Consider the following 22248-nt stretch of genomic DNA (forward strand, 5'->3'; position numbering starts at 1 on the left):
GGGTCACGCCCGAGAAATCACCCGTCCCTAGGGTCGATGACAGCGTGTGCCACCGCACTGGCCGCACGAACGAACTACCACCCCGGCTCGACGGCCGGGAGTAGGAGGAGCTGGATGTTCCAGAACGCCGACGAGGCCAAGAAGTTCATCGCGGACGAGGACGTCAAGTTCGTCGACGTCCGCTTCTGCGACCTGCCGGGCGTCATGCAGCACTTCACGCTGCCGGTCGAGGCGTTCGACCCGGACGAGGAGCTGGCCTTCGACGGCTCTTCGATCCGCGGCTTCCAGGCCATCCACGAGTCCGACATGGCGCTGCGCGCCGACCTGTCGACCTCGCGTGTGGACCCCTTCCGCCGCGACAAGACGCTGAACATCAACTTCTTCATCCACGACCCGATCACGGGCGAGCAGTACTCCCGTGACCCGCGCAACGTGGCGAAGAAGGCCGAGGCGTACCTGGCGTCGACCGGTATCGCCGACACCGCGTACTTCGGCCCCGAGGCCGAGTTCTACGTCTTCGACAGCGTGCGCTTCCAGACGTCCGCGAACGAGTCCTTCTACCACATCGACTCCGAGGCCGGCGCCTGGAACACCGGTGCGCTCGAGAACAACCGCGGTTACAAGGTCCGCTACAAGGGCGGCTACTTCCCGACCCCGCCGGTCGACCACTTCGCCGACCTGCGTGCGGAGATCTCCCTGGAGCTGGCCGCGTCCGGCCTCCAGGTCGAGCGCCAGCACCACGAGGTGGGCACCGCCGGCCAGGCCGAGATCAACTACAAGTTCAACACGCTGCTCGCCGCGGCCGACGACCTCCAGCTCTTCAAGTACATCGTGAAGAACGTCGCCTGGCGCAACGGCAAGACCGCGACCTTCATGCCGAAGCCGATCTTCGGCGACAACGGCTCGGGCATGCACGTCCACCAGTCGCTGTGGACCGGCGGTTCCCCGCTGTTCTACGACGAGGCCGGCTACGCGGGCCTGTCGGACATGGCCCGCTACTACATCGGCGGCATCCTCAAGCACGCCCCGTCGCTGCTGGCCTTCACCAACCCGACGGTGAACTCCTACCACCGTCTGGTCCCGGGCTTCGAGGCCCCGGTCAACCTGGTGTACTCGCAGCGCAACCGCTCCGCGGCCATGCGTATCCCGATCACGGGCTCCAACCCGAAGGCCAAGCGCGTCGAGTTCCGCGCGCCCGACTCCTCCGGCAACCCGTACCTGGCGTTCTCCGCCCTGCTCCTCGCGGGCCTGGACGGCATCAAGAACAAGATCGAGCCGGCCGAGCCGATCGACAAGGACCTCTACGAGCTGGCTCCCGAGGAGCACGCGGGCGTCGCACAGGTCCCGACCTCGCTCCCGGCCGTCCTCGACCGCCTCGAGGCGGACCACGAGTTCCTGCTCGCCGGTGACGTCTTCACGTCCGACCTGATCGAGACGTGGATCGACTACAAGCGCACCAACGAGATCGCCCCGCTCCAGCTGCGTCCGCACCCGCACGAGTTCGAGCTGTACTACGACGTGTGATCGGCCCCGGGCCGTCAGGTCCGTGAGTCTTCGGGTCCGCCCCCGTTCCTGTTTCTCAGGGACGGGGGCGTCGTCGTATGGTTTCCGGCACTGATGTTCGACGGGAAGACCTCGACAGAGGTGACGGGGGAGAGACGGGAATGCCCGAACAGGATGATGTGGAGCGGGAGTTCGACCTCAGGTGGGCGGACGACGCGGTACACAAGGAACCTTCGGCGCGGGCCAGGATGCTGGCCGCCCGCTGGAAGGAGAACCCACCCGAGCCGGTCCCGTTCCGCGGCGCCCCGGACCGGGTGGCATCGCCCCGCTCGTCCTGGCTGTCGACGACGCTCGTCCTGGGCTGCGTGGCCGCGGTGATCCTCCTGCTGGGGTACACGCGGTTCCGGGAGCGGTACTGAGGTGCGGGAAGTACGGGAGGACGTCAGGGGCGGGTCGGCGGCGACGGCACGGCTCGCCGGGGGCATGCCCCTGCCGAACGCGATCGTCGTCGCCGATCCACGGGCCTGGATCGCGTTCGACGTCGGTCGGCATCGGGGGGTCACTCGGGAGCCTTTGCTCCTCCTAGGTTCGTTCGGGGAGCGTTCATGGGGGTGGAGCGGTGCACACTGGCAGTGGGGCGAGTGCCTGACTGCGGGGTGATGCAGATGCAGAGCCGTTTCCGGAGCGACCGGCAGCTGACCGTGCGGATGACGGTCACGCTGTTCCTGCTCGGACTGTTGTACGTGGCGTTCGTGGCCGCGTTGATCGTGTTGCTGAAGTCGTGGGTGCTGGTCGCGGTCGTCGCGGTGGCGATGCTGGGTGCGCAGTACTGGTTCTCCGACCGGGTCGCGCTGTTCGCGATGCGTGGGCGGGTCGTGGAGCGTGAGGAGTATCCCGAGCTGCATGCCGTGATCGACCGGCTGTGCGCCATCGCGGACATGCCGAAGCCGGTGGTCGCCGTGTCGCAGATGGGCATGCCGAACGCGTTCGCGACCGGGCGCAATCCCGACCACGCGGTGGTCTGCGTGACGACCGGGCTGCTGGCCCGGCTGGAGCCGGCCGAGCTGGAGGGCGTACTCGCGCACGAGCTGTCGCATGTGGCGCACAAGGACGTGGCGGTGATCACGGTCGCGTCGTTCCTGGGCGTGATCGCGGGGCTGGTCGTGCGGTTCGCGTTCTACTCGCAGGTGTTCGGCGGCGCGCGCAGGGACCAGAACGCCGCGGTCGTCTTCGCCGCCGTGATGGGTGTCTCGGCGGCCGTGTACGCGATCAGTTTCCTGCTCATCCGGGCCCTGTCCCGGTACCGGGAGCTGGCGGCGGACCGGGCCGCGGCGCAGCTGACCGGCCGCCCCTCGGCGCTGGCCTCCGCGCTGACGAAGGTCTCCGGCGACCTGGCCCGTATCCCCACGAAGGACCTGCGGACGGTCCAGGCCTTCAACGCCTTCTACTTCACCCCGGCCCTGGGCGCCGAGCCCGGTGTGGCGGGGCTGTTCTCGACCCACCCGAGCCTGGAACAGCGGCTCGAGCAGCTGGGGCGGATCTCCGGCGAGCTGGGCGAGGCGGCCGCGCCGGGGAAGGCGGGCTGATCATGGGGCTGCTGGACATCCTGCTCGGCCGGACGAAGCCGGTCGTGCCCGACCTGGACCAGCTGTTCGCGCTGCCTTCGGCGGCCGTCACGCTGGAGGCGGCGGCCGGGTTCACCCCGACCGGGCAGGGTGCCGTGTGCTTCGCGACCGTCGAGGGCTCGGCCTTCGAGCAGACGCACCGCGAGGTGCAGGCGCTCCTGGACGCGGACACCGAGCGCACCGGTCCCCCGGTGCGGCTCGTGCGGGACGACTACGGCTACTCCTGGCTGCTCTCGCAGCGCACTCCCGACCAGCTGCCGCTGCTGGTCAACGACCTGCACGCGGTGAACAGCGCGATGGAGGTCAACGGTTTCGGGCCGCAGCTCCTGTGCTCCCTCGCCGGGTTCGAGGACCGGCGGGACGGGACGGAGGAGACGGGCGGCCGACGGCTGGCGCTCGTGTACCTGTACAAGCGGGGTTCCTTCTACCCGTTCGCGCCGCTGCCCGGTCCGGGGCAGCGGCGCGACGGCGCACTGGAGCTGCAGGTGCAGGCAGCCCTCACGGGCGACCTGCGGATCGAGCAGGACCTGGGCCGCTGGTTCCCGGTGTGGGGAGCCCCCGGCCTGTAGGCGGACCGGGCGGGCCCTACTTGCTGCGCTCGCGCTCCTGGCGGCGGGACTCCAGGGGGCGCTCGCGACGGTAGCGGCGCTCCCACTTGGCCTGCTTGTCACGGCGGTCGCGGTACGCCTTGTACGACGTCGGCGCGGTTCCCGCGGTCGGCGCGGGGCCGGGTGCGGGCGGCGCGGACGTGTCGAGCCCGTACCGCACGTACAGGAACAGCACGCCGGCCGCGGCGAGCCAGTAGAGCGGGTTTCCGAATCCCAGGACCACCAGGACGACGGCCCCGGAGAGAACGACGGTGCCCATGGTGTACCTCCTTCCTGGGCGGGGACGGTGACTGAGCGTGGCGAGAAGGGTGGGGTGGCGCCTTCAGCGTACGCAGTCCGTCACTCAACGTGCATCCCCTTTTCCGCTGGCCTGGAGTCGCGTGACCGAGGCGGTCCACGACGCGCTGGCCACCCGCGCCCGGTACACGAGGTTCGAACTGCCCGCCGCCGGACACCGGCTGGGCCTGTGGTTCCAGGACCACGCGGACGACCGGCGCGCGTTCGTGACCGCCGTGCTGGCCGCCCCGGACGAGGGCGGGTGGACGGCGACGCCCGACTGACCGGCGGCCGGGCGCCTCGCGGCGCTCAGACGCCCGGCGCCGCGCTCACCACGCCCGCCACGACCGCCGCGCCCAGGATCGCGTGGTCGGCGGCGGTCCGGTCGGCGTAGGCCAGGGCGAAGTCGGCGACGGCACGTTCGAAGGTGTCGGCACCACCGAGGTAGCCGGCGATGGCGACGCGGTCGCCGGACCGGGCGTGGGCGCGGGCCAGGGCGGTGCCGCACAGCCGGGCGTACGCCGCGAGGTCGGCCGGGGACATCCCGGCGACGCCGCCGGAGTTCTTCAGATCGCGCAGCTGACGCCAGTAGAAGGCACGGCTCTGCGGCCCGGTCATCCAGCCCAGGAAGACGTCCCCGGCGGCCTGGAGCAGCCGCTGCCCGGCGACGACCCGGTGGCCGGGATGGACGTACGGGCCGCTGGGCAGGTGCTCCTCCAGGACGGACGCGCGGGCCTCCTTGATCTGGAGGAACAGCGGGTCGTCGGTGTCACGTCCGGCGAGCAGCACGATGAAGCAGCGGGTGCCGACGCTGCCGACGCCGACGACCTTGCGGGCGGCGTCGACGAAGCGGTAGCGGTCCAGCAGCAGACGGCGCTCCTCGGTGAGGGTGGAGCGGTAGTCGCTGAATATCTTGCGCAGGGCGGCGCTGTCGGAGGCGCCGGCGGGCTCGAGGAGCGGGGGGTCGTGGATGATGCGGCGGCGGCCGTCGACGACCTCGGTGAGTTTGTCGAGGGCCTGCAGGCTGGTGCGGCGGCGGGCGCGGGTGAGGCTGTCCCCGGCCCGGCCGCGGCGCCGGGCGGCGCGCAGCAGGGGCAGCAGCCGTTCGGCGTCGATGCGCTCGTACCAGACGGCGAGCTCGTCGAGCCGGGACAGCCGGCGCATGGCGGTGCGGTAGGCGGCCACGGCCTCCAGGGCGGCACGGTGCACCCTCGGCTCCGGGTGGCCGTTCTCGCGGGCGGCCACCGCGACGGAGGCGGCGAGCCGTTTGACGTCCCATTCGAAGGGCCCGGGGAACGTCTCGTCGAAGTCGTTGAGGTCGAAGAGCAGCCCGCGCTCCGGGGAGGCGTACAGCCCGAAGTTGAGCAGGTGGGCATCGCCGCACAGCTGCACCGTCAGCCCGGTGTGCGGCTGCGACGCCAGGTCGGCGGCCATGAGGGCGGCCGAGCCGCGCAGGAAGGCGGACGGCGAGGCGGCCATCCGCCCGTACCGGATCGGCAGCAGCTCGGGCAGCCGCTCCCGGCCCTGGCGCTCCAGCACGGCGACGGGGTCGGGCCGGTCGACGGACGGGACCCAGAGGGCGTGGGCGGAACGCGAGACGCGCTTGCGGGCGTCCCGGCCGCGTCGGGCACGGTCGGTGGGGGTGGTCATCCGCGTCGCCTTCGCACCACATCCGCCTCCCGGTTCACCACATTTCCCGGCCTCCTGTTCGCAGTGAAGGCCGGGAGAGGGGCGTCCGCATGTCGGGTACGTCGAACGGGTGACAGCCGGCGCGCCCGGCAGCTCCGGCCGCCCCGGCGGTCCTGGAGCGTCCCTGGGGCCCGGCTGCCGTCGGCGGCACGGGCGTGGGGACCCGATTGTCAGTGGTGTCGGGAAGGATGGCGGGCAGGGACGGGTGCCGGACGGCGACGGGGATACGAGGGATGGAGGCCGGTAATGGGTGACGGGCTGCGGTACATCGGTGTGGCCGAGCGGCGGGCACGGCTGGCCCTGCGGCACCGGCTGGCCCCGCGGGCGCGGGTCGCGACGCCCGAGGCGGTGGCCGACGCGCTCCTCGCCCTGCACGGCTCCGACCCGGCGACGGTGTACCTGGCGGTCGGGGCCCGTCTCGCCGACCCGGGGACGACGGTGGCGGAGACCGACCGGGCGCTGTACGCGGACCGGAGCCTCGTCCGGATGCACGGCATGCGGCACACGGTCTTCGTGTTCCCGACGGAGTCGACGGCGGTCGTGCACGCCTCGACCGGCCTGGCGGTCGCCGCGCGGGAGCGGGCCAACCTGGTGAAGGACATGGCGAAGGCCGGCGCACCGGACACGGCCTGGCTGAAGGAGGTCGAGGAGTCGGCGCTGGCCGCCCTGGCCCGGCTCGGCCAGGCGACGGCGGCCGAGCTGGCCCGCGAGGAGCCGCGGCTGCGGGAGCGGTTCGTGTACGCGGCGGGGAAGCCCTACGAGGGCGTCCACACCGTCGTGACGCGGCTGCTGAGGGTGCTGGGGGTGGAGGGCAAGGTGGTCAGGGGGCGCCCCCTGGGCTCGTGGACGTCGAGCCAGTTCCGCTGGGCCCTGGCCCCCGAGCATGCCGAACTGCCGGTGGCCCAGGCCCAGTCGGAGCTGCTGCGGCACTGGCTGACGGCGTGCGGCCCGGCCACGGAGGCCGATCTGAAGTGGTGGACGGGCTGGAAGGTGACGGACGTCCGCCGGGCGCTGACGGCGATCGGGGCGCGTGCGGTGACGCTGGACGAGGGGACGGGGTACGTCGTCGAGGACGACGTGGATGCCGTGCCCGCCCCCGGCGAACCGTGGGCGGCCCTGCTGCCCGGCCTCGACCCGACGGCCATGGGCTGGCAGGCCCGGGACTGGTATCTGGCCCCGGAGCTGCGCCCCGGCCTGTTCGACTACAGCGGGAACGTGGGCCCGACGGTGTGGTGGAACGGCCGGGTGGTGGGGAGTTGGGCCCAACGGGCCGACGGCGAGGTCGTGTGGCGGATCCTGGCCGGTGAGGACAAGGACGGCGGCGAGGGCGTGGGCGCCGAGGCGAAGGCGGCCATCGGGGCGGAGGCGGCGCGGTTGGAGTCGTGGCTGGGGGCGACCCGGGTGACACCGAGGTTCCGCACACCGGTGGAGAAGGACCTGGTGAGGTGATCCCCCGGACCACGCGTCCGTCCCGGAGTCCCTGCCCTCGCCGTGGTCCCGTCCCCGTCCCCGTTCCTGGACGCCGACGCCGGGTGCCGTCACCGGGAACGGCACCCGGCGCCCGGTTCAGCGTGAGTACCGCAGCAGCGCCCGCACCATGTGGCACGTCGTGTCCGACGGCGCATGAACGCCGATCAGCGCCGCCGTGCTGCGGATCTTCTCGTTACGGGCCTGGTTCGGCATATACACGCCCAGGTCGAGCAGGGCGATGGCGAGGCGCATCGCCTTCAGGCGACGGTTGTGCGTGACGTACCACTCGCGCGGTCGTCCGGGCGGCAACGGCCGCTTCTCGACGGGTACATAGGGCAGGTCGAGCTGGACGGAACGCTTCGCGGTGGACTGGGTCGGCAACGGCTTCGGCTTCAGTGCGGCAGCGGGCACAGGCATCCTCCTGTCGCGGTCAGGGCCCGGTCCGGAACCTCCGGCGAACCCTCGAACACTGCTTCTATTCTACTGCCCACCACTGACAATCGCCCCTGATCACAAGGGCTTTCGCGGCTTCGGACCGCTACCGTGTGCCGCATGGAGATCTGGATCAACCCCGCCTGTTCCAAGTGCCGCGGCGCCCTCACGGTCCTCGACGCCGAGGGCGCCGACTACACCGTCCGGCGCTATCTGGAGGACGTGCCGAGCGAGGACGAGATCGCGGCCGTACTCGATCGCCTCGGCCTGGAACCCTGGGACATCACGCGCACCCAGGAGGCCGTGGCCGCGGAACTCGGCCTGAAGGACTGGGCGCGGGACGCCAGTACGCGCGGACGCTGGATCACCGCGCTCGCCGCGCACCCCCGGCTCATCCAGCGCCCCATCATCACGGCGGACGACGGCACCGCACTGGTGGCCCGCACCGACGAGGCCGTACGGGACGCGTTGTCCCGCTAGAGGGCGTTTCTCCTGGGTCGGGTCGGATCAGGCCGCGGTGTCCGGTGCGGCGCATCGCAAGGCGGAGCATGGTGCGCGTACGGGGTGTACGCGGGTCGGGCGACAACGCCGCGAGGTGCCGTGCCGGGCGCCGTGGACCCGGGCTGATCCAGAAGAAGCGCCCTGGACGCGTCGTCCCGCTCGAGGTGCGCTTGCCGGACGGACGACGATTCGTCCGGCGGCGGGAGTCGGCGCGGCGCGCACTGCTACCCTCCGCCGCCATGACCTTCGGTGATCAAGGGCTCGGGTTCCCTCCCGAGCAGGCGCGAACACGACGGCGCCGGCGGGCCCGGCGTTCGGCGGCCGTCGGGTCCTGGGCGGCCCTCGTCGCCGCCATGGCCGCCGGCACCCTGCTGATCGCGGACGAGGACGACGGTGACCGGACCACGTCCGCTCCCCCGGCGACGGCGACCACGACCGCCCTGGGGCCCGTGGCCGTACCGTCCGGGGACGCGGGCCTCCTGTCCGGCGCCCCGAGCGCGCTCCGCTCCCTGCTCGCCCGTCCGATCGTCCGGCCGGAGCAGGCGTTCCCCTCGACGGGCGTCCGGCTGCGGGACGGCTCCCGGTACGCCCGCGTCGACCTGTCCACCACCGTCGACTGCGCTCGGGGCGCGTCGCCCGAGCTCGCCCGGCTGGTCGAACAGGGCGAGGGCTGCTCCCGGTCGACGGCGGCCCTGTTCACGGACACCGAACAGCGGTCGCAGGTGACGGTCACCGTGCTGAGCTTCGAGCGGGTGGAGGACGCCTCGCGCGTGTTCACGATGGCCTCGACGGACCCGGTGAGGTATCAGGTGGACCCGCTGGATCCACCGCCGCGGGCCGGCCTGCCGACGGTCCCGCCGGGCTCGGCCGGGGTCTCCCGACGGGCGATGACGGTCCGGTCGGTGCTGTTCGCGAACGGGCTGTGGGGCGACGGCGCGAAGACCGGGGAGGCCGAACTCATCTCCCGGACCGAGGGGTTGCTCCAGCGGGCCGACGACACGGTGGCGGCCTACGAGGAGGGGAGGAACTGACTCAGGGCCCGCACCCCCAACTCCGTTGTGACGCACGCCACTTCGGTTGACTCCTGTAACCGCTGAGTAACCTCGTTCGGTATCTCGTACATAGCGGCGTACGCTCCCCTACCCCTCAGGAGGCGCGCATGTCGCGCAGGAGAAGTCTCGGCACGAAGAAGAAGATCGCGCTGCTCGTCAGCGCCGCGGCGGTGGCGGGCGCCGGCGCCTTCGCCATGGCGTCCACCTCGAACGCCTCACAGAGCGGGCAGGACGCCAGGACGCTGTCCGCCGGGGACTCGACCGTCTGCGCGGGACTGGCCACGGCCCTCGGCAACAACGAGAAGTTCATCGAGGGCCAGCGGACGAACCCGGACGCGCAGTCCGAGGCCCGGATCGCCAACCGCGAGGCGGTCATCGCGCAGATCAAGGTCCAGCAGCAGGCGTCCGGCTGCGTCGTTGGGGAGTCGGCTCAGGACTCCCAGGCGACCCAGCCCTCGCAGGCCGCTTCCGCACCGGCGGCCTCCGCACCGGCGGCTTCGGCACCGGCGGCTTCGGCACCGGCCGGAAACACGGGCAACGCGGGTAACGCGGGAAACGGCGGCGGTGCCGCCTCCGGCCAGCAGGTCTGCAACGGTTCCACGGTGACGCTCTCCGGCGAGGGCGGTGCCCCGGCCGCGTCGAGTAACCAGTTCCCGGCGGGGACCAAGCTGAAGGTCACCAACCTGGACAACAACAAGTCCACGACCGTCGAGGTGACCTCGGTATCCGGCAGCTGTGCCCTGCTCAACAACGCGGCCTTCGAACTGGTCCGTGAGCCCGGCAAGTTCCTGATCCGCCGGGCCCTGATCGAGAAGGTGGGGTGACGTCCGGCCACCGGGCGCCTCGGCGCACCGGCGGCATCCTGCCGAACATCCCGTAAGGGTGTACGTGTCATCGGTCCTGCTGCTCGCGGCCACGAGCAGCAGGACCGGCGCGTTCGGGGCCGCCGGCTTCGGAATCCACGCGTACAGGGACCGCACGTCCAAGGCCCGCGCGTTCGGGATCCACGCGTCGCGGCGCGCGGGCGCCCATCGCATACGAACCCGCCGATTCACCGCTCACACCGTGAGCCGTACCACAGAACCACCAGGTAACACGGGGTTCACATTCGAGCAATGATCGGGAAATCGCCTGTTGACAAGCTGCCGGGCAAACAGGCGGCGCCCCAGTGCCGCAGCGCCGCAGCACCCGCAAGTGCGTCAGACACACCCCGAAGGAAGTGGCCCGTGACCTTCAAGGCTGAGTACATCTGGATCGACGGCACCCAGCCGACGGCGAAGCTCCGTTCCAAGACGAAGATCATCGCGGGTGAGCCCGCCGGTCTCGACGCGCTGGGAATCTGGGGCTTCGACGGGTCCTCCACGAACCAGGCCGAAGGCCACTCCTCGGACCGTGTCCTCAAGCCGGTCTTCACCTGCCCCGACCCGATCCGGGGCGGCGACGACATCCTCGTCCTGTGCGAGGTCCTCAACATCGACATGACGCCGCACGAGTCCAACACCCGTGCCGCGCTCACCGAGGTCGCCGAGAAGTTCGCCGGTCAGGAGCCGATCTTCGGCATCGAGCAGGAGTACACGTTCTTCCAGGACGGCTACCCGCTCGGCTTCCCCAAGGGCGGCTTCCCGGCCCCGCAGGGCGGTTACTACTGCGGCGTCGGCGCCGACGAGATCTTCGGCCGTGAGGTCGTCGAGGCGCACCTGGACAACTGCCTCGCCGCCGGTCTCGCGATCTCCGGCATCAACGCCGAGGTCATGCCCGGCCAGTGGGAGTTCCAGGTCGGCCCGGTCTCCCCGCTGGAGGTCTCCGACCACCTGTGGGTGGCCCGCTGGCTGCTCTACCGCACCGCCGAGGACTTCGGCATCTCCGCCACCCTCGACCCGAAGCCGGTCAAGGGCGACTGGAACGGCGCCGGCGCGCACACCAACTTCTCCACGAAGGCGATGCGCGAGGGCTACGACGCGATCATCACCGCGTGCGAGTCGCTCGGTGAGGGCTCGAAGCCGCTCGACCACGTCAAGCACTACGGCGCCGGCATCGACGACCGTCTGACGGGTCTGCACGAGACCGCCCCGTGGAACGAGTACTCCTACGGTGTCTCCAACCGTGGCGCCTCGGTCCGCATCCCGTGGCAGGTCGAGCAGGACGGCAAGGGCTACATCGAGGACCGCCGTCCGAACGCGAACGTCGACCCGTACCTGGTGACGCGTCTGATCGTCGACACCTGCTGCTCGGCGCTGGAGAAGGCCGGCCAGGTCTGATCCGCTCCGCCGCTCTCGCGAAGGGGCGCCCGTCGACTCGACGGGCGCCCCTTCCGCATATCCTGCGCTCCCATGGGGACGGAGAGAGACCGGACGGGTCTCGAACGCGCATACGGCTCGACGGGCGACGTACCCGCACTGCTGCGGGCGCTGGAGTCCACGGACGAGGCCGTGCGCGAGCGGGCGATGGACCTGCTGCATTCCTCCCTGTGCTTCCGGGAGGAGATCCCCACGGCACCCGCGGTGCCGCATCTGATCCGGCTGGCCCTGCACGGGGCCGGCCCCCGGGCCGAACTGCTCGGCCTGCTGGCGAACCTCGCGAACTGGGCCGGGCACCGGGACGAACGGCAACGGGCCCGGCGGGCCGTGGCGGAGGCGATGCCGTCCCTGATCCCCTTCGCACACGACGCCGACCCGGCCGTACGCGAGTCGATGGTGCTGCTGATCGCCGCGTGCGGCCGGGAGTCCGGCCCGGCGACCGCGCCGCTGCTGCGGGACCGGCTCGCCGAGGAGAGCGACCCGCGGGTGCGCGCCCGGGTCGTGACGGCGCTCGGACTGCTGGATCCGGGCGACGGCGCCTGGCGGCACCCTCTGCTGGCCGACCCCGAGCCCCGGGTCGCGCTCGCCGCCGCCGAGGACCTGCTGCGCACCACCGAACCGCCCCTGCCGCACCCGCTGGTGGACGCCTGCGCGCGGGCGTACAGCGCCGCCGCGGAGCAGCCCGAGGAACCGGAGACCTCGCTGTGGCCGGCGCACCACCAGCCGTTCACCGAACGGCTGCTGGAGGATCCCGACGCCGCGCTGCGGGCCCTCGGCCAGGGGATGCCGCTCGCTTTCGGGATCACCGAGCGCTGGCGGGACCGCGAGGCCGACGTGCTCCCGTGGGCGCTGCGCGAGACGGAGGGCGAGGCCTGGCAGCTGTACCGGCTGGCGCAGCTGGCCTGCGCGCTGCCGCCGGAACTGCACGCGCGCGTACGGGAGCGGGTGGTGCCGTACCTCGCCGGCGGCAGCCCGGCGGTGCGGGCCGGGGCGGTCACCGCGCTGGCCCGCGCGCGCGTGCCGGTGGCCGTGGCGGTCGAGGAGGCGCTGCGGCTGCTCGGGGAGGCGCCCGGTGCGTACGACACCGTCCGCGCCGTCAAGGCGGTGACCGAGGAGTTCGGGACCGGGGCGGCGCCCGTGGCGCGGGCCGTGGCGCGGCAGTCGGGGGACGGTCACTCGGAGCTGGTCAAGGTGCTGACGCGGTACCCCGAGGTGGCGGCGGACGCCGTCGAGGAGCTCGCCGAACTGCTGACCCGTCACGGCACCGGCTACCCGTCCGTCGCGGTCGCCGTGCTGAGCGGGCTGGGACGCGGCGCGGGCGACGTGGGCGAGCGGGCGCTGCGGATCTGCGCCCGGGAGGGCGTCCACTCCTCGGTCTCGGCGGAGGCCGCGGTGGCGCTCTGGCCGGTCGCCGCGGACCCCGGGCCGGCGCTGTCCCTCCTGCGCCGGGAACTGACCGCCTCGGCCTCCTCCTGGGCGACGAACCTCGCGGGCCGGCTCGGTGCCGCCGCCGCACCGCTGCTGCCGTTCATCGAGCCGCTGCTCGCGCCCCGTACCCCGTCCGGCACCCGGGCCGCGGCCGCACTGGCCGTCTGGCGCATCACCGGCAGGACCGAGGACACCGTGGAGCCCCTGGCCCGGGAGGCGCTGGAGTGGCGTAGGTGCCACCCGGGCCCGCCCCACCCGGTGGTGACGCTCACGGAGATGGGGCTCCTCCCCCGCTTCGCCGTGGAACCGCTGCGCCGCGGGGCCGAGTCGCCGCGGCGGGCCGTGAAGGACCTCATGTACGGCGACGCCGCGCATCCGGACGACGTGCTGCGGGCCGCCGTCCGCACGCTCCTCGGGACGGCGCGCGTGGTCGGCTGACGCCGACTTCGCGCCAGGAATCGTCCAAGCTGTGAGCGGAGGCTCCTGTTACGGGCGGGTGTCTGCTTCAATGGGCCCATGGCAAGCTTCCAGAAGTGCACCGCGACGGGTCGTCACGACCTCGAGCCCTTCTGGCCTTCCCGTCAGCACCATGACTTCGACCGGGTGTGTTGCCGCGCGATGAACGCGCCGGCCCTCTAAAGCCGTACACCCCCGGCCTTCGGCCAGCGCGCACGACGTACGTCCTCGACGAGCCCGACCACGAATCGCGGCCGTCGTCCTCCCCGACGAACTTCTCGCGCGAAAGAGCTGACCTCTCATGGCGAACACTCGTTCTCTCTCCTCCGCTCCCAGCCTCACCACCGCCACCCCGAACGGCACCGCCCGCCATCGACTGCGGGCCGTCGACCGGGACGAGGTGGTCGACGTCACCGACTTCCTGCCGCCGGGCGCGACCTGGCTGCCCGCTCCCGCCCACACCCTGCCCACCCTGCCGGGCCAGCCGCCGATGGTCGGCTACCTGGTGCTCGTCCCGGCCGACCAGCAGCCGCCGTTCCTGCCGGTGGCGGTGCCGGACCGGCCGGCGGCCGAGGAGGCCGCCGAGCCCGAGGGGGCCGGGCGTCCGCTCGTCCGGATCGACCCCGTGCAGCGCACGGCCGCCGTCGACGGTCAGGAACTCGACCTCACCTACCTGGAGTTCGAGCTGCTCGCGCACCTGGTCGCGCACCCGAACCGGGTGCACACCCGCGACCAGCTCGTCACCACGGTGTGGGGCTACGGGCACGTGGGCGACGGCCGCACGGTCGACGTCCACATCGCCCGGCTGCGCCGCAAGCTGGGCGCACAGCACCGCCAGTCGATCCAGACGGTGCGCCGGGTCGGCTACAAGTACACCCCGCCGACCGGCCACTGACCCACGCGGTCTGCCGACGGCAGAGCGCGGTTCCCCGCCGCGTCCGGACCGGGCACAGTCACCGGTATGAGACTTCTGGTGCTGGGTGGTACGGAGTTCGTGGGACGGGCCGTCGTCGAGGCGGCCCTCGGGCGCGGCTGGGACGTGACGGTCTTCAACCGGGGGCGGTTCGCATCCGCCCCCGGTACCCGGTCCCTGACCGGTGACCGCACCGCGCCCGGCGGCCTCGACGCGCTGGCCGAGGGCGACTGGGACGCCGTCGTCGACACCTGGTCGGCGGCGCCCCGCGCGGTGCACGAGGCGGCGCGGCTGCTGCGGGGCCGGGCCCGCCGGTATGTGTACGTGTCGAGCTGCTCGGTGTACACCTGGGCCCCGCCCGCCGGGTACGCCGAGGACGCGCCCGTCGTCGAGGGGGCCGAGCCCGACGCCGAACAGAGCGACTACGCACGGGACAAGCGCGGCGGTGAGCTGGCCGTCGTCGACGCCTTCGGCGCGGAGTCCTCCGTTCTCGTACGGGCCGGGCTGATCCTCGGCCCGTACGAGAACGTCGGACGGCTGCCCTGGTGGCTGACCCGGATCGCCCGCGGCGGCCCGGTCCTCGCGCCCGGCCCGCGCGAGCTGCCCCTGCAGTACGTGGACGCCCGCGATCTCGCCGAGTGGATCCTCGGCGCGGTCGGGCGGGAGCTGAGCGGGCCGTACAACCTGATGAGCCCGCAGGGACACGCGACGATGAGCGCGCTGCTGGAGGCGTGCGTGCGGGCCACCGGCTCGGACGCCGAACTGCGGTGGACGGCACCGGAGACCATCCTCGGCGCGGGCATCGAGCCGTGGACCGAACTGCCCGTGTGGGTGCCGCCGGGCACCGACATGCACGACGCCCTGCACGCGGCCGACGTCTCCCGGGCGGTGGCGGCGGGGCTGGCCTGCCGTCCGGTGGAGGAGACCGTCGCCGACACCTGGGCCTGGCTGAGGTCGATCGGCGGTGAAGCGCCCCAGCGTCCGGACCGCCCCCGCAAGGGCCTCGACCCGGAGGTCGAGGCGAAGGTGCTCGCGGCGGGCACCGGTGGACCCGGCCCCGGAGGTGTACCTGGCACCACCCCCTGACCGGGGGCGTCGGGCCAGTGACCGCCCGTCCGCGGCTCGGCCAGACTGAGGTCATGGACACCAACACGAAGAGCGGTGACGGCGGTTCGAGGGCGCGCGGGATGCTGCTCGCCGCCGGGCGGGGGCTCGCGCTGGCCGTCGGGTCGCTGCCGCTGAGCATCCTGGGCTTCTGCCTCTCCCTCGTGTCGATGGCGCTGATACCGATCGGGGTCGGGGCCCTCACCACGCCCTACGTGGTGAAGGGGGTGCGCGCCTACGCCGATCGGCGGCGCGCGCTCGCCGAGCGGTGGGGCGGGGTGCGCATCCCGTCGGCGTACCGGCCGGCCCCCGACACCGCCAACCCGCTGCGGCGCACCTACGCGCTGCTGCGCGACCCGGCGACCTGGCGGGACCTGCTGTGGCTCCTGGTGGACATGCCGGCCGGGTACCTGACCGCCCTGCTGCCGGCCGTCCTGGTCCTCTATCCCCTCGAGGGGCTGGCGCTGCCGGCCGGGCTGTGGCGGGTGTACGTCGAGACGCCCGGCGTCGCGTACTGGTACGGCTTCGTGCCGGTCACCGGCCAGGCGTCCGCGTTCGGCGCCGCGGCCCTGGGCGGGGTGCTCCTCGTCGTCGCCCACCGGTACGCCGTGAGCGCCCTCCAGGTCCACTTCCTCCTCACCAAGGCCATGCTCACCCCGAGCCAGGCCGAACTGGCCGAGCGGGTGCGGGTGTTGACGGAGACCCGGCGGGACGCCGTGGACACCTCGGCCGCCGAACTGCGCCGCATCGAACGGGATCTGCACGACGGCGCCCAGGCCCGGCTGGTGGCGATGGGCATGGACCTCGGGACCGTCGAGATGCTCGTCGACAAGGACCCGGAGAAGGCCAAGGCGCTGCTCGCTCAGGCCCGTCGGTCGTCCGCCGAGGCGCTCGCCGAGCTGCGCGACCTGGTGCGCGGCATCCACCCGCCGGTACTGGCCGAGCGTGGACTCGGCGACGCCGTGCGGGCGTTGGCACTGCGGCTGCCGGTGGCCACCGAGGTGAGCGTCGAGCTCGAGGGCGGCCGGGTGGACGCGCCCGTGGAGTCGGCGGCCTACTTCGCGGTGAGCGAGCTGCTCACCAACGCGGTCAAGCACTCCGGCGCCGGCCGGATCTGGGTCGACCTCCACCACGGTGCGGGCCGGCTGCGGATCTCGGTCACCGACGACGGCGCGGGCGGCGCGGCGATCGGGGCCGGCTCGGGTCTCGCCGGCGTCGAGCGGCGACTGGGTACATTCGACGGCGTCCTGGCCGTCAGCTCTCCTGCCGGCGGTCCCACCATGGTGACCATGGAGATCCCTTGCGTGTTGTCCTAGCCGAGGACCTCTTCCTGCTGCGGGACGGTCTCGTCCGGCTGCTGGAGGCCTACGACTTCGAGATCGCCGCCGCTGTCGAGACCGGGCCCGAACTGGAGCGGGCGCTCGCCGAACTGGAGCCGGACGTCGCCGTGGTCGACGTCCGGCTCCCGCCCACGCACACGGACGAGGGCCTCCAGTGCGCGCTCCGGGCCCGCCGCAGGAGGCCCGGACTGCCGGTGCTCGTCCTCTCCCAGCACGTCGAGCAGCTGTACGCGCGCGAGCTGCTCGCCGACGGCACCGGCGGGATCGGCTATCTGCTGAAGGACCGGGTGTTCGACGCGGAACAGTTCGTGGACGCCGTACGCCGGGTCGCGGCCGGTGGTACGGCGATGGACCCACAGGTGATCCAGCAGCTGCTGGCCCGGCGCTCGGGTGACGGACAGGGGCCGGTGGACCGGCTCACTCCGCGCGAGCGGGAGGTGATGGAGCTGATGGCGCAGGGCCGGTCGAACGCGGCGATCGCGGGCAAACTGGTCGTCACCGAGCGGGCGGTCGCCAAGCACACCGCGAACATCTTCGTGAAGCTGGGTTTGGAGGTCTCGGACGACGACAACCGCAGGGTGCTGGCGGTGCTGGCCTATCTGGACCGGGATCGCTGACCTCACCAACTGCTGTGTCGTGTGAGGGTGTTGCGGTTGTTTTGTCGTACGGAGCTCTCATCAATTTCTGAGCGGGCTGAACACCTCCGGGGCCACATGCGTAAAGGAGGGGGCAGCTTCAGCTTCACTCCTGTCGGGCGCCTCGATGCTGCCCCGCAAGGAAGTCAGAGGAGTTCCATGGGACGCAACATACGTAAACGCCGTTCGTCGATGGCCACGAAGGCCGTGGCAGCATCGGCGGCCCTAGCGCTCGGCGGGGGCGGGCTGATCTGGGCGAACTTCTACGCTTCGGCGCACGAGTCGAACTCGGGCCAGAACTCGACCAAGGCCGCCACGGCGGCCGCCCAGGTCGCCACCATCTCCTGCCCGGATGTGGGGCAGAAGCTGACGAACGTACCCCAGGGTGCGAAACAAGGTGTCGCGACCGAGCTGGCCAACCTCGACAAGCAGATCACCGAGGCCTACACCCGGCTCGCCTCCACGCGTCAGGCCCAGGCGAACGACGCCAGCTTCGTGCAGAACGCGATCACCGGCCCCCTCAAGGAGAAGCGCGCCGCCACGATCGACCGGATCCGCATCAACATCCAGCGGTCCGGTGGCCAGTTCAACAGCTCGCTGAGCCAGTTGGCGGCCTGCACCACGCAGGCGGCGAACAACACCAACGCCGGCCAGGCCGGCAACGGCCAGCAGCAGAACGGTGGCCAGCAGAACACCGGCGGCCAGCAGCAGAACGGCGGCCAGCAGAACACCGGCGGCCAGAACAACAACGGCAACGCCGGCCAGGCGCAGAACGGCCAGGGCGGCAACGGCCCGGTCGCCGCGGACTTCGTGGACATCACGAAGGTCCAGGCCAACGCGCAGCTCGGCGTGGGCGGCAACGGTGCCAAGGCCAACGGCAACAGCGGTTCCCGGGGCACCTTCACCTCGAGCTGCGGCACCAACGGGAACGACAACCACAACACGGACAACGTGATCGTCGCCCCCGGTGTCACCAACGGCGCGCACCACCTGCACGACTACGTCGGCAACCAGAACAACGACGCGTTCGCGAGCGACCAGGAACTGGCGGGAGCCGGCACCAGCTGCCAGAACCAGGGCGACAAGTCCTCGTACTTCTGGCCGGTGCTGCGTGTCCAGGACGGCTCGCAGGACTTCGACCAGAACAACGACGGCGGTGGCAAGGAAGGCAACGTCGGCAAGATCCTGCAGCCCGCCCAGGCGCAGATCAAGTTCGTCGGCAGCAAGAAGGGCAAGGTCGTCGCGATGCCGACGGCCCTGCGCATCATCACCGGTGACGCGAAGGCCTTCGTCAACGGCAACGCCAACGCGAACGTGAACTGGAGCTGCACCGGCTTCGAGAACAAGGTGCAGCTGGAGACCCAGTACCCGATCTGCCCGCAGGGCAGCCAGGTGGTGCGGACGACCAACTTCCAGAGCTGCTGGGACGGCAAGAACATCGACAGCGCCAACCACCGCACGCACGTGGCCTTCGCCCAGGCCGACGGCACCTGCGCCAACGGCTTCAAGGCGATCCCCCAGCTCCAGGTCCGGCTCGTCTACAACGTTCCGGCCCCGAAGCTCCAGAACGGGACGGTCGTGCAGCCGTACGCGGTGGACAGCTTCCCGGAGAACCTGCACAAGCCGATCACCGACCACAACGACTTCATCAACTTCTTCTCGACGAACCTGATGAACAAGATGGTCAACTGCATCAACACCGGCAAGAAGTGCAAGTGACCCGCTGAGCGGGCCGCCCGGTAGAACCTGCCGGTAGCACCGAACGGCGAAGCCGACCGAGAAGGCCGGCGGTGAGGATTCCTCACCGCCGGCCTTCTGGTGTGCGCCGGGTGCGCGGGGCGCGGCGCGCTGCGGGCGCGGGGTCCGGTCAGTGACCGGAGTGCGAGGCGCCCTCGGAGGGCTCGCCCGACACGTGCGCGGAGTGGTCCGTGCCCTCCTCGATGTCACCGCCGAGGGTCTTGCGCAGCGCCGTCACGGTGCTGGTCTCCTCACCCACGGCGATCCACTTGCGGCCGACCAGGTAGTGGCCGCCGTAGTCCTTGGCCCCGTTGATCCACTCGCGCTGACCGCGGTCGGTGGCGAAGGTCAGCAGGATGAACTTGCCGTCGCCGTTCTTGCAGAGGGCCTGCCGGAGCTCGTCGGCGTCGGTCTGCATGTCGGGCGTGCACTTCACCTCGGCGGCCAGGTGCTCCAGGCTGCCGGTCGCCGTCACCGGGACGGTCTCCTCGGCCCCGTCGGAACCGCAGCCCGTCAGCACCAGCGCCGCCGCGGCGGCGGCCACCGCGAGCATCGGTCGGGTCATCTTCATCCGTTCCTCCCTGCAAGAGCCTCGCACTGGATACGGCTCTCACGCGCGGTGCGCTCAAAATACCCCTGCCCGGTGGGGACACCCGTGCGAGAGTGTGCCGGTGAACCAAGACTGGGAAGATCGCGTGACCACCGCCTGGGCCGGCTTCGACGAGTATCCGCAGGAGCGCGCGGCCGAGTTCCGGGCCGTGATCGACAAACTGGTCGCCGAACTCCCCGAAGGCAGTCCACTGGGCCCGTTCGAGCAGGCCTGCGCCTGGGACTCGACCGGCCACTCGGACCGGGCCGCCCCGCTGTACCGGGACGCGCTCGCGCGCGGGCTGAGCGAGGTGAGCGGCTACAAGGGCCGACGAGCCAAGATCCAACTCTCCAGCTCCCTGCGCAACATCGGGCAGGCGGACGAGGGCGTCAAGCTGCTGACCCCCGAACTGGACGCCCCGTCCGACGAGTTGGACGACGCCGTACGCGCCTGTCTGGCCCTGTGCCTGTCGAGCCTCGGCCGCGACCGCGAAGGCCTGTCCCTCGTGCTCGGCGCCCTGGCCCCCCATCTGCCGCGCTACCAAAGGTCGATGGCCGACTACGCGAAGGCACTGCGGGAGGACTGACCCGCCCGGTGTGACCATCCTCCGTCTCGCTCGTTCTGCTGGACGTGCAGTCACAGGATGTCGCCCCGCGCCCCGCACCCGGATCCTCCGCCGACCGGACCGTCGACGTCGAGCAGGCCGAGGCCGCGCTCGTCGAGCACTACCCGCGGCTCGTCCGGCTCGCCTATCTGGTGCTGCCCCCCGGCCTCGGCCGCGGTCGGCGCGTCCTGACCGCCCACGCCCTCGCCCAGCGCGCCCTGCCCCGCGGCAGCGCCTCGACCCCCGTCATCCCGGCCCAGAAGGGGGGCGCGGGGGACGACCGTGACGGCGACCCCGGCTACGCCTACATCCGCCTCCAGGTGGTGCGTTCGGCGCTGGAGACGGGGCTGCCGCTGCGGCGCCGGGCCCGGCGCGGGCGCGCTCAGCTCCCGCCGCTGCTCCCCCGGGTGTGGGGCCTGCGGCTCTTCCCCCGCTCCGGCGGCGCCGACGAGCTCGCCCTGGACCAGCGCCTGGCCACCCTGTCGGGCCCGGCCAGGGCGGCCTACGTGCTGCGCGGTCTGGAGCGGCTGTCCGACGGCGACGTCCGCGAGGTGCTGACCGGGTCCGGTGTCCCGGGCGCCGAGGTGACGGCGGCCCTGCGCGAGGCCGGCCAGGTCCCCGCCGACCGGTACGCCCTGCTCGACTCCCCCGAGTTCGACGCCTGCTCGCTCCAGGTCCGGCCCACCGATCTGATGCGCCGCCGCCGGCACACCAGGGCGGCACTGGCCGCCGCGGCGGCGCTCGCCGTGTGCGGCGCCCTGGTCGCGCTGCCCGGCGGCGGCTGGGGACCCGACGGCGCGGCCGCGCCGCTGTACGCGCAGAACCCGGCCGCCGAGGCCGCACTCGACCCCGGGCGGCTGGTGAAGGTGTCCCCCGCCGCCTGGAAGACCTCCGCGCGCACGGACTTCTCCGTCTGGCCCGCGCGCGGGCCCCTCACCCGCGACAGCGCGCTCCTGCGCCGCGCCCTCGCCGTCTGGGCCCGCCCCGGGAAGGCCGTGCGCGTCTCCGCCACTCCGGAGACGCCGTTCGGCGGCCCCGCCGGGCCGCCCCGGCTCCTCTACGCGGGCGAGGTCGACAACGCGCGCGTGGTGATCCTGTACGACGGTCTGCGCATCGCCCGCTACGCCGAGCCGAAGGACGGCACCGCCGGGGCGGCCCTCGACTTCGCGCGGGTCGACGGCGCGACCGGCCCCGAGGCGGGCGCGCTGGTGCTGGGCCGGGCGGACGGCAACGTGCGTTATCTGACGGCGCCCTGGGTGACGAAGGCCGGCGAGCGGGACCTGTCGAAGCCGGGCGCCGGGGTGATGGACCTGACGCTGACCGACGGGATCACCTCGCCGCTGTCCAGCCCGGCCACCCGCACCGGCACGTGCACGACCTGGAACGTGCTCCAGCTGACGGACGCTTCCGGCACCCATCTGCTCAGCGACCTCGGCGAGCTCGTCCCCGCCCGTCTCACCGCGGGACGGCCGGCCGCGCCCAAGGAGGCGAGCGGCGCGGCGGCGCTGCGGACCTGGGCGCCGTTCGCCTGCTCGCTGGCCGACGCCCGCGGACAGGGCGTACGGACGGTCAACGCCTGGGGCTACACCCGGCAACGGCTGCCCGACGCGAACGGAGCGGCGACCTGGGTGTGCACCCGGGCCGAGACCTGGCGGGGCGACGGAAGCAGGGTGCTGGCCCAGTTCCACACGCCGGGCGGGCTGTTCGGGGCGGCCGTGGCGAAGGCCGGGGACGTACCGGCGTGCGGGCCGCGCGATCCGCATGTGCTGGCCGGGGTGCTGTGGAAGTCGAAGGGCGGCGACTGGTACCTCCTCGCCGCCGGCGACAAGGCGACGGCCTCCGTGCGGGCGACCGGCGGGGTGACCGGGTCCGGTCAGGGCAATCTGCTGGCGGTCCCGACGAAGCAGGGCGCGCAGGCCGGCCTGGAGGGCAGGCTGAAGGACGGCCGGTCGATCAGCGGACTGCGCTGAGCCGTCCGCGGGCACATCG

22 protein-coding genes are annotated in these 22248 nt (G+C 72.3%); 18 read left to right on the forward strand and 4 right to left on the reverse strand.

The annotated features are described in order from the left end of the window. Window positions 1–114 precede the first annotated feature (114 nt). The 4 genes from glnA to pspAB all read left to right on the forward strand — a co-directional run bounded on the left by glnA (window position 115) and on the right by pspAB (window position 3697). Window positions 115–1524 carry a type I glutamate--ammonia ligase gene (gene glnA, locus QQM72_RS30265; protein WP_020126711.1) on the forward strand — a complete coding sequence of 470 codons (1410 nt, stop codon included), beginning with the start codon at window positions 115–117 and terminating at the stop codon, window positions 1522–1524. A gap of 140 nt (window positions 1525–1664) precedes the next feature. Then, a complete protein-coding gene (locus QQM72_RS30270) occupies window positions 1665–1922 on the forward strand; it encodes an SCO2583/SCO2584 N-terminal domain-containing protein (RefSeq protein WP_314224018.1) in 258 nt (85 codons plus the stop codon). Window positions 1923–2168: 246 nt separating this feature from the next. Then, window positions 2169–3089 carry a zinc metalloprotease HtpX gene (gene htpX, locus QQM72_RS30275; RefSeq protein WP_314224019.1) on the forward strand — a complete coding sequence of 307 codons (921 nt, stop codon included), beginning with the start codon at window positions 2169–2171 and terminating at the stop codon, window positions 3087–3089. A gap of 2 nt (window positions 3090–3091) precedes the next feature. After that, a complete protein-coding gene (pspAB, locus tag QQM72_RS30280) occupies window positions 3092–3697 on the forward strand; it encodes a PspA-associated protein PspAB (protein WP_314224020.1) in 606 nt (201 codons plus the stop codon). Window positions 3698–3713: 16 nt separating this feature from the next. On the opposite strand, the gene QQM72_RS30285 is transcribed toward pspAB, so the two are convergent. Beyond that, entirely contained in the window at window positions 3714–3995 is a 282-nt protein-coding gene (locus tag QQM72_RS30285; RefSeq protein ID WP_314224021.1) for a hypothetical protein, read from the reverse strand. A gap of 121 nt (window positions 3996–4116) precedes the next feature. Here QQM72_RS30285 and QQM72_RS30290 point away from each other — a divergent pair, with 121 nt between their 5' ends. After that, window positions 4117–4296 carry a hypothetical protein gene (locus QQM72_RS30290; RefSeq protein ID WP_314224022.1) on the forward strand — a complete coding sequence of 60 codons (180 nt, stop codon included), beginning with the start codon at window positions 4117–4119 and terminating at the stop codon, window positions 4294–4296. 25 nt (window positions 4297–4321) lie between these two features. On the opposite strand, the gene QQM72_RS30295 is transcribed toward QQM72_RS30290, so the two are convergent. After that, the gene (locus QQM72_RS30295) at window positions 4322–5662 is read right to left on the reverse strand and encodes a DUF2252 domain-containing protein (protein WP_314224023.1); all 1341 of its coding nucleotides are present in this window, start codon (window positions 5660–5662) and stop codon (window positions 4322–4324) included. Window positions 5663–5947: 285 nt separating this feature from the next. On the opposite strand from QQM72_RS30295, the gene QQM72_RS30300 reads away from it, so the two are divergent. After that, entirely contained in the window at window positions 5948–7150 is a 1203-nt protein-coding gene (locus tag QQM72_RS30300; protein WP_314224024.1) for a winged helix DNA-binding domain-containing protein, read from the forward strand. A gap of 117 nt (window positions 7151–7267) precedes the next feature. Here the strand turns inward: QQM72_RS30300 and QQM72_RS30305 are convergent, their stop codons facing one another. Beyond that, window positions 7268–7582, reverse strand: coding sequence for a hypothetical protein (locus QQM72_RS30305; RefSeq protein WP_314224025.1), 315 nt, complete (start codon window positions 7580–7582; stop codon window positions 7268–7270). A gap of 141 nt (window positions 7583–7723) precedes the next feature. Here QQM72_RS30305 and QQM72_RS30310 point away from each other — a divergent pair, with 141 nt between their 5' ends. The 10 genes from QQM72_RS30310 (at window position 7724) to QQM72_RS30355 (ending at window position 19048) form a co-directional block, all read left to right on the forward strand. Further along, complete coding sequence (locus QQM72_RS30310; protein WP_314224026.1) at window positions 7724–8083, forward strand: arsenate reductase family protein; 360 nt, start codon at window positions 7724–7726, stop codon at window positions 8081–8083. Between the two features lie 260 nt (window positions 8084–8343). After that, a complete protein-coding gene (locus tag QQM72_RS30315) occupies window positions 8344–9135 on the forward strand; it encodes a hypothetical protein (protein WP_314224027.1) in 792 nt (263 codons plus the stop codon). Between the two features lie 128 nt (window positions 9136–9263). Next, the gene (locus tag QQM72_RS30320; RefSeq protein WP_314224028.1) at window positions 9264–9980 is read left to right on the forward strand and encodes an RlpA-like double-psi beta-barrel domain-containing protein; all 717 of its coding nucleotides are present in this window, start codon (window positions 9264–9266) and stop codon (window positions 9978–9980) included. Window positions 9981–10382: 402 nt separating this feature from the next. Continuing rightward, window positions 10383–11414, forward strand: coding sequence for a glutamine synthetase (gene glnII, locus QQM72_RS30325; protein ID WP_314224029.1), 1032 nt, complete (start codon window positions 10383–10385; stop codon window positions 11412–11414). 72 nt (window positions 11415–11486) lie between these two features. Further along, window positions 11487–13319: a HEAT repeat domain-containing protein gene (locus QQM72_RS30330; RefSeq protein WP_314224030.1), complete on the forward strand. Its 1833-nt coding sequence runs from the start codon at window positions 11487–11489 to the stop codon at window positions 13317–13319. Window positions 13320–13638: 319 nt separating this feature from the next. Then, window positions 13639–14232, forward strand: coding sequence for a winged helix-turn-helix domain-containing protein (locus QQM72_RS30335; RefSeq protein ID WP_314224031.1), 594 nt, complete (start codon window positions 13639–13641; stop codon window positions 14230–14232). A 66-nt stretch (window positions 14233–14298) separates the two neighbouring features. Then, the gene (locus QQM72_RS30340; RefSeq protein ID WP_314224032.1) at window positions 14299–15336 is read left to right on the forward strand and encodes an NAD-dependent epimerase/dehydratase family protein; all 1038 of its coding nucleotides are present in this window, start codon (window positions 14299–14301) and stop codon (window positions 15334–15336) included. Between the two features lie 53 nt (window positions 15337–15389). Further along, entirely contained in the window at window positions 15390–16670 is a 1281-nt protein-coding gene (locus QQM72_RS30345; RefSeq protein ID WP_314224033.1) for a sensor histidine kinase, read from the forward strand. After that, complete coding sequence (locus QQM72_RS30350; RefSeq protein ID WP_081553803.1) at window positions 16655–17311, forward strand: LuxR C-terminal-related transcriptional regulator; 657 nt, start codon at window positions 16655–16657, stop codon at window positions 17309–17311. The genes QQM72_RS30345 and QQM72_RS30350 overlap by 16 nt, the downstream gene beginning before the upstream one ends. A gap of 177 nt (window positions 17312–17488) precedes the next feature. Next, window positions 17489–19048 (forward strand): DUF1996 domain-containing protein, encoded by a 1560-nt coding sequence (locus tag QQM72_RS30355; RefSeq protein ID WP_314224034.1) that lies wholly within the window; start codon window positions 17489–17491, stop codon window positions 19046–19048. Between the two features lie 148 nt (window positions 19049–19196). Here the strand turns inward: QQM72_RS30355 and QQM72_RS30360 are convergent, their stop codons facing one another. Beyond that, window positions 19197–19637 (reverse strand): hypothetical protein, encoded by a 441-nt coding sequence (locus QQM72_RS30360; protein ID WP_020126735.1) that lies wholly within the window; start codon window positions 19635–19637, stop codon window positions 19197–19199. A gap of 124 nt (window positions 19638–19761) precedes the next feature. On the opposite strand from QQM72_RS30360, the gene QQM72_RS30365 reads away from it, so the two are divergent. Together QQM72_RS30365 and QQM72_RS30370 are read left to right on the forward strand one after the other, a co-directional pair. Beyond that, window positions 19762–20241 (forward strand): tetratricopeptide repeat protein, encoded by a 480-nt coding sequence (locus QQM72_RS30365; RefSeq protein WP_314224035.1) that lies wholly within the window; start codon window positions 19762–19764, stop codon window positions 20239–20241. A gap of 44 nt (window positions 20242–20285) precedes the next feature. Continuing rightward, entirely contained in the window at window positions 20286–22229 is a 1944-nt protein-coding gene (locus tag QQM72_RS30370) for a hypothetical protein (protein ID WP_314224036.1), read from the forward strand. The last annotated feature ends 19 nt before the right edge of the window (window positions 22230–22248 follow it).

Origin of the sequence: Streptomyces zaehneri (assembly GCF_032248645.1) — a bacterium.
Taxonomy (GTDB): domain Bacteria; phylum Actinomycetota; class Actinomycetes; order Streptomycetales; family Streptomycetaceae; genus Streptomyces; species Streptomyces coriariae.

Coding starts and splice junctions, on each gene's coding strand:
- glnA (WP_020126711.1), top strand. CDS start 115: ATGTTCCAGAACGCCGACGAGGCCAAGAAGTTCATCGCGGACGAGGAC.
- QQM72_RS30270 (WP_314224018.1), top strand. CDS start 1,665: ATGCCCGAACAGGATGATGTGGAGCGGGAGTTCGACCTCAGGTGGGCG.
- htpX (WP_314224019.1), top strand. CDS start 2,169: ATGCAGAGCCGTTTCCGGAGCGACCGGCAGCTGACCGTGCGGATGACG.
- pspAB (WP_314224020.1), top strand. CDS start 3,092: ATGGGGCTGCTGGACATCCTGCTCGGCCGGACGAAGCCGGTCGTGCCC.
- QQM72_RS30285 (WP_314224021.1), bottom strand. CDS start 3,995: ATGGGCACCGTCGTTCTCTCCGGGGCCGTCGTCCTGGTGGTCCTGGGA.
- QQM72_RS30295 (WP_314224023.1), bottom strand. CDS start 5,662: ATGACCACCCCCACCGACCGTGCCCGACGCGGCCGGGACGCCCGCAAG.
- QQM72_RS30300 (WP_314224024.1), top strand. CDS start 5,948: ATGGGTGACGGGCTGCGGTACATCGGTGTGGCCGAGCGGCGGGCACGG.
- QQM72_RS30310 (WP_314224026.1), top strand. CDS start 7,724: ATGGAGATCTGGATCAACCCCGCCTGTTCCAAGTGCCGCGGCGCCCTC.
- QQM72_RS30315 (WP_314224027.1), top strand. CDS start 8,344: ATGACCTTCGGTGATCAAGGGCTCGGGTTCCCTCCCGAGCAGGCGCGA.
- QQM72_RS30320 (WP_314224028.1), top strand. CDS start 9,264: ATGTCGCGCAGGAGAAGTCTCGGCACGAAGAAGAAGATCGCGCTGCTC.
- QQM72_RS30330 (WP_314224030.1), top strand. CDS start 11,487: ATGGGGACGGAGAGAGACCGGACGGGTCTCGAACGCGCATACGGCTCG.
- QQM72_RS30335 (WP_314224031.1), top strand. CDS start 13,639: ATGGCGAACACTCGTTCTCTCTCCTCCGCTCCCAGCCTCACCACCGCC.
- QQM72_RS30340 (WP_314224032.1), top strand. CDS start 14,299: ATGAGACTTCTGGTGCTGGGTGGTACGGAGTTCGTGGGACGGGCCGTC.
- QQM72_RS30345 (WP_314224033.1), top strand. CDS start 15,390: ATGGACACCAACACGAAGAGCGGTGACGGCGGTTCGAGGGCGCGCGGG.
- QQM72_RS30355 (WP_314224034.1), top strand. CDS start 17,489: ATGGGACGCAACATACGTAAACGCCGTTCGTCGATGGCCACGAAGGCC.
- QQM72_RS30360 (WP_020126735.1), bottom strand. CDS start 19,637: ATGAAGATGACCCGACCGATGCTCGCGGTGGCCGCCGCCGCGGCGGCG.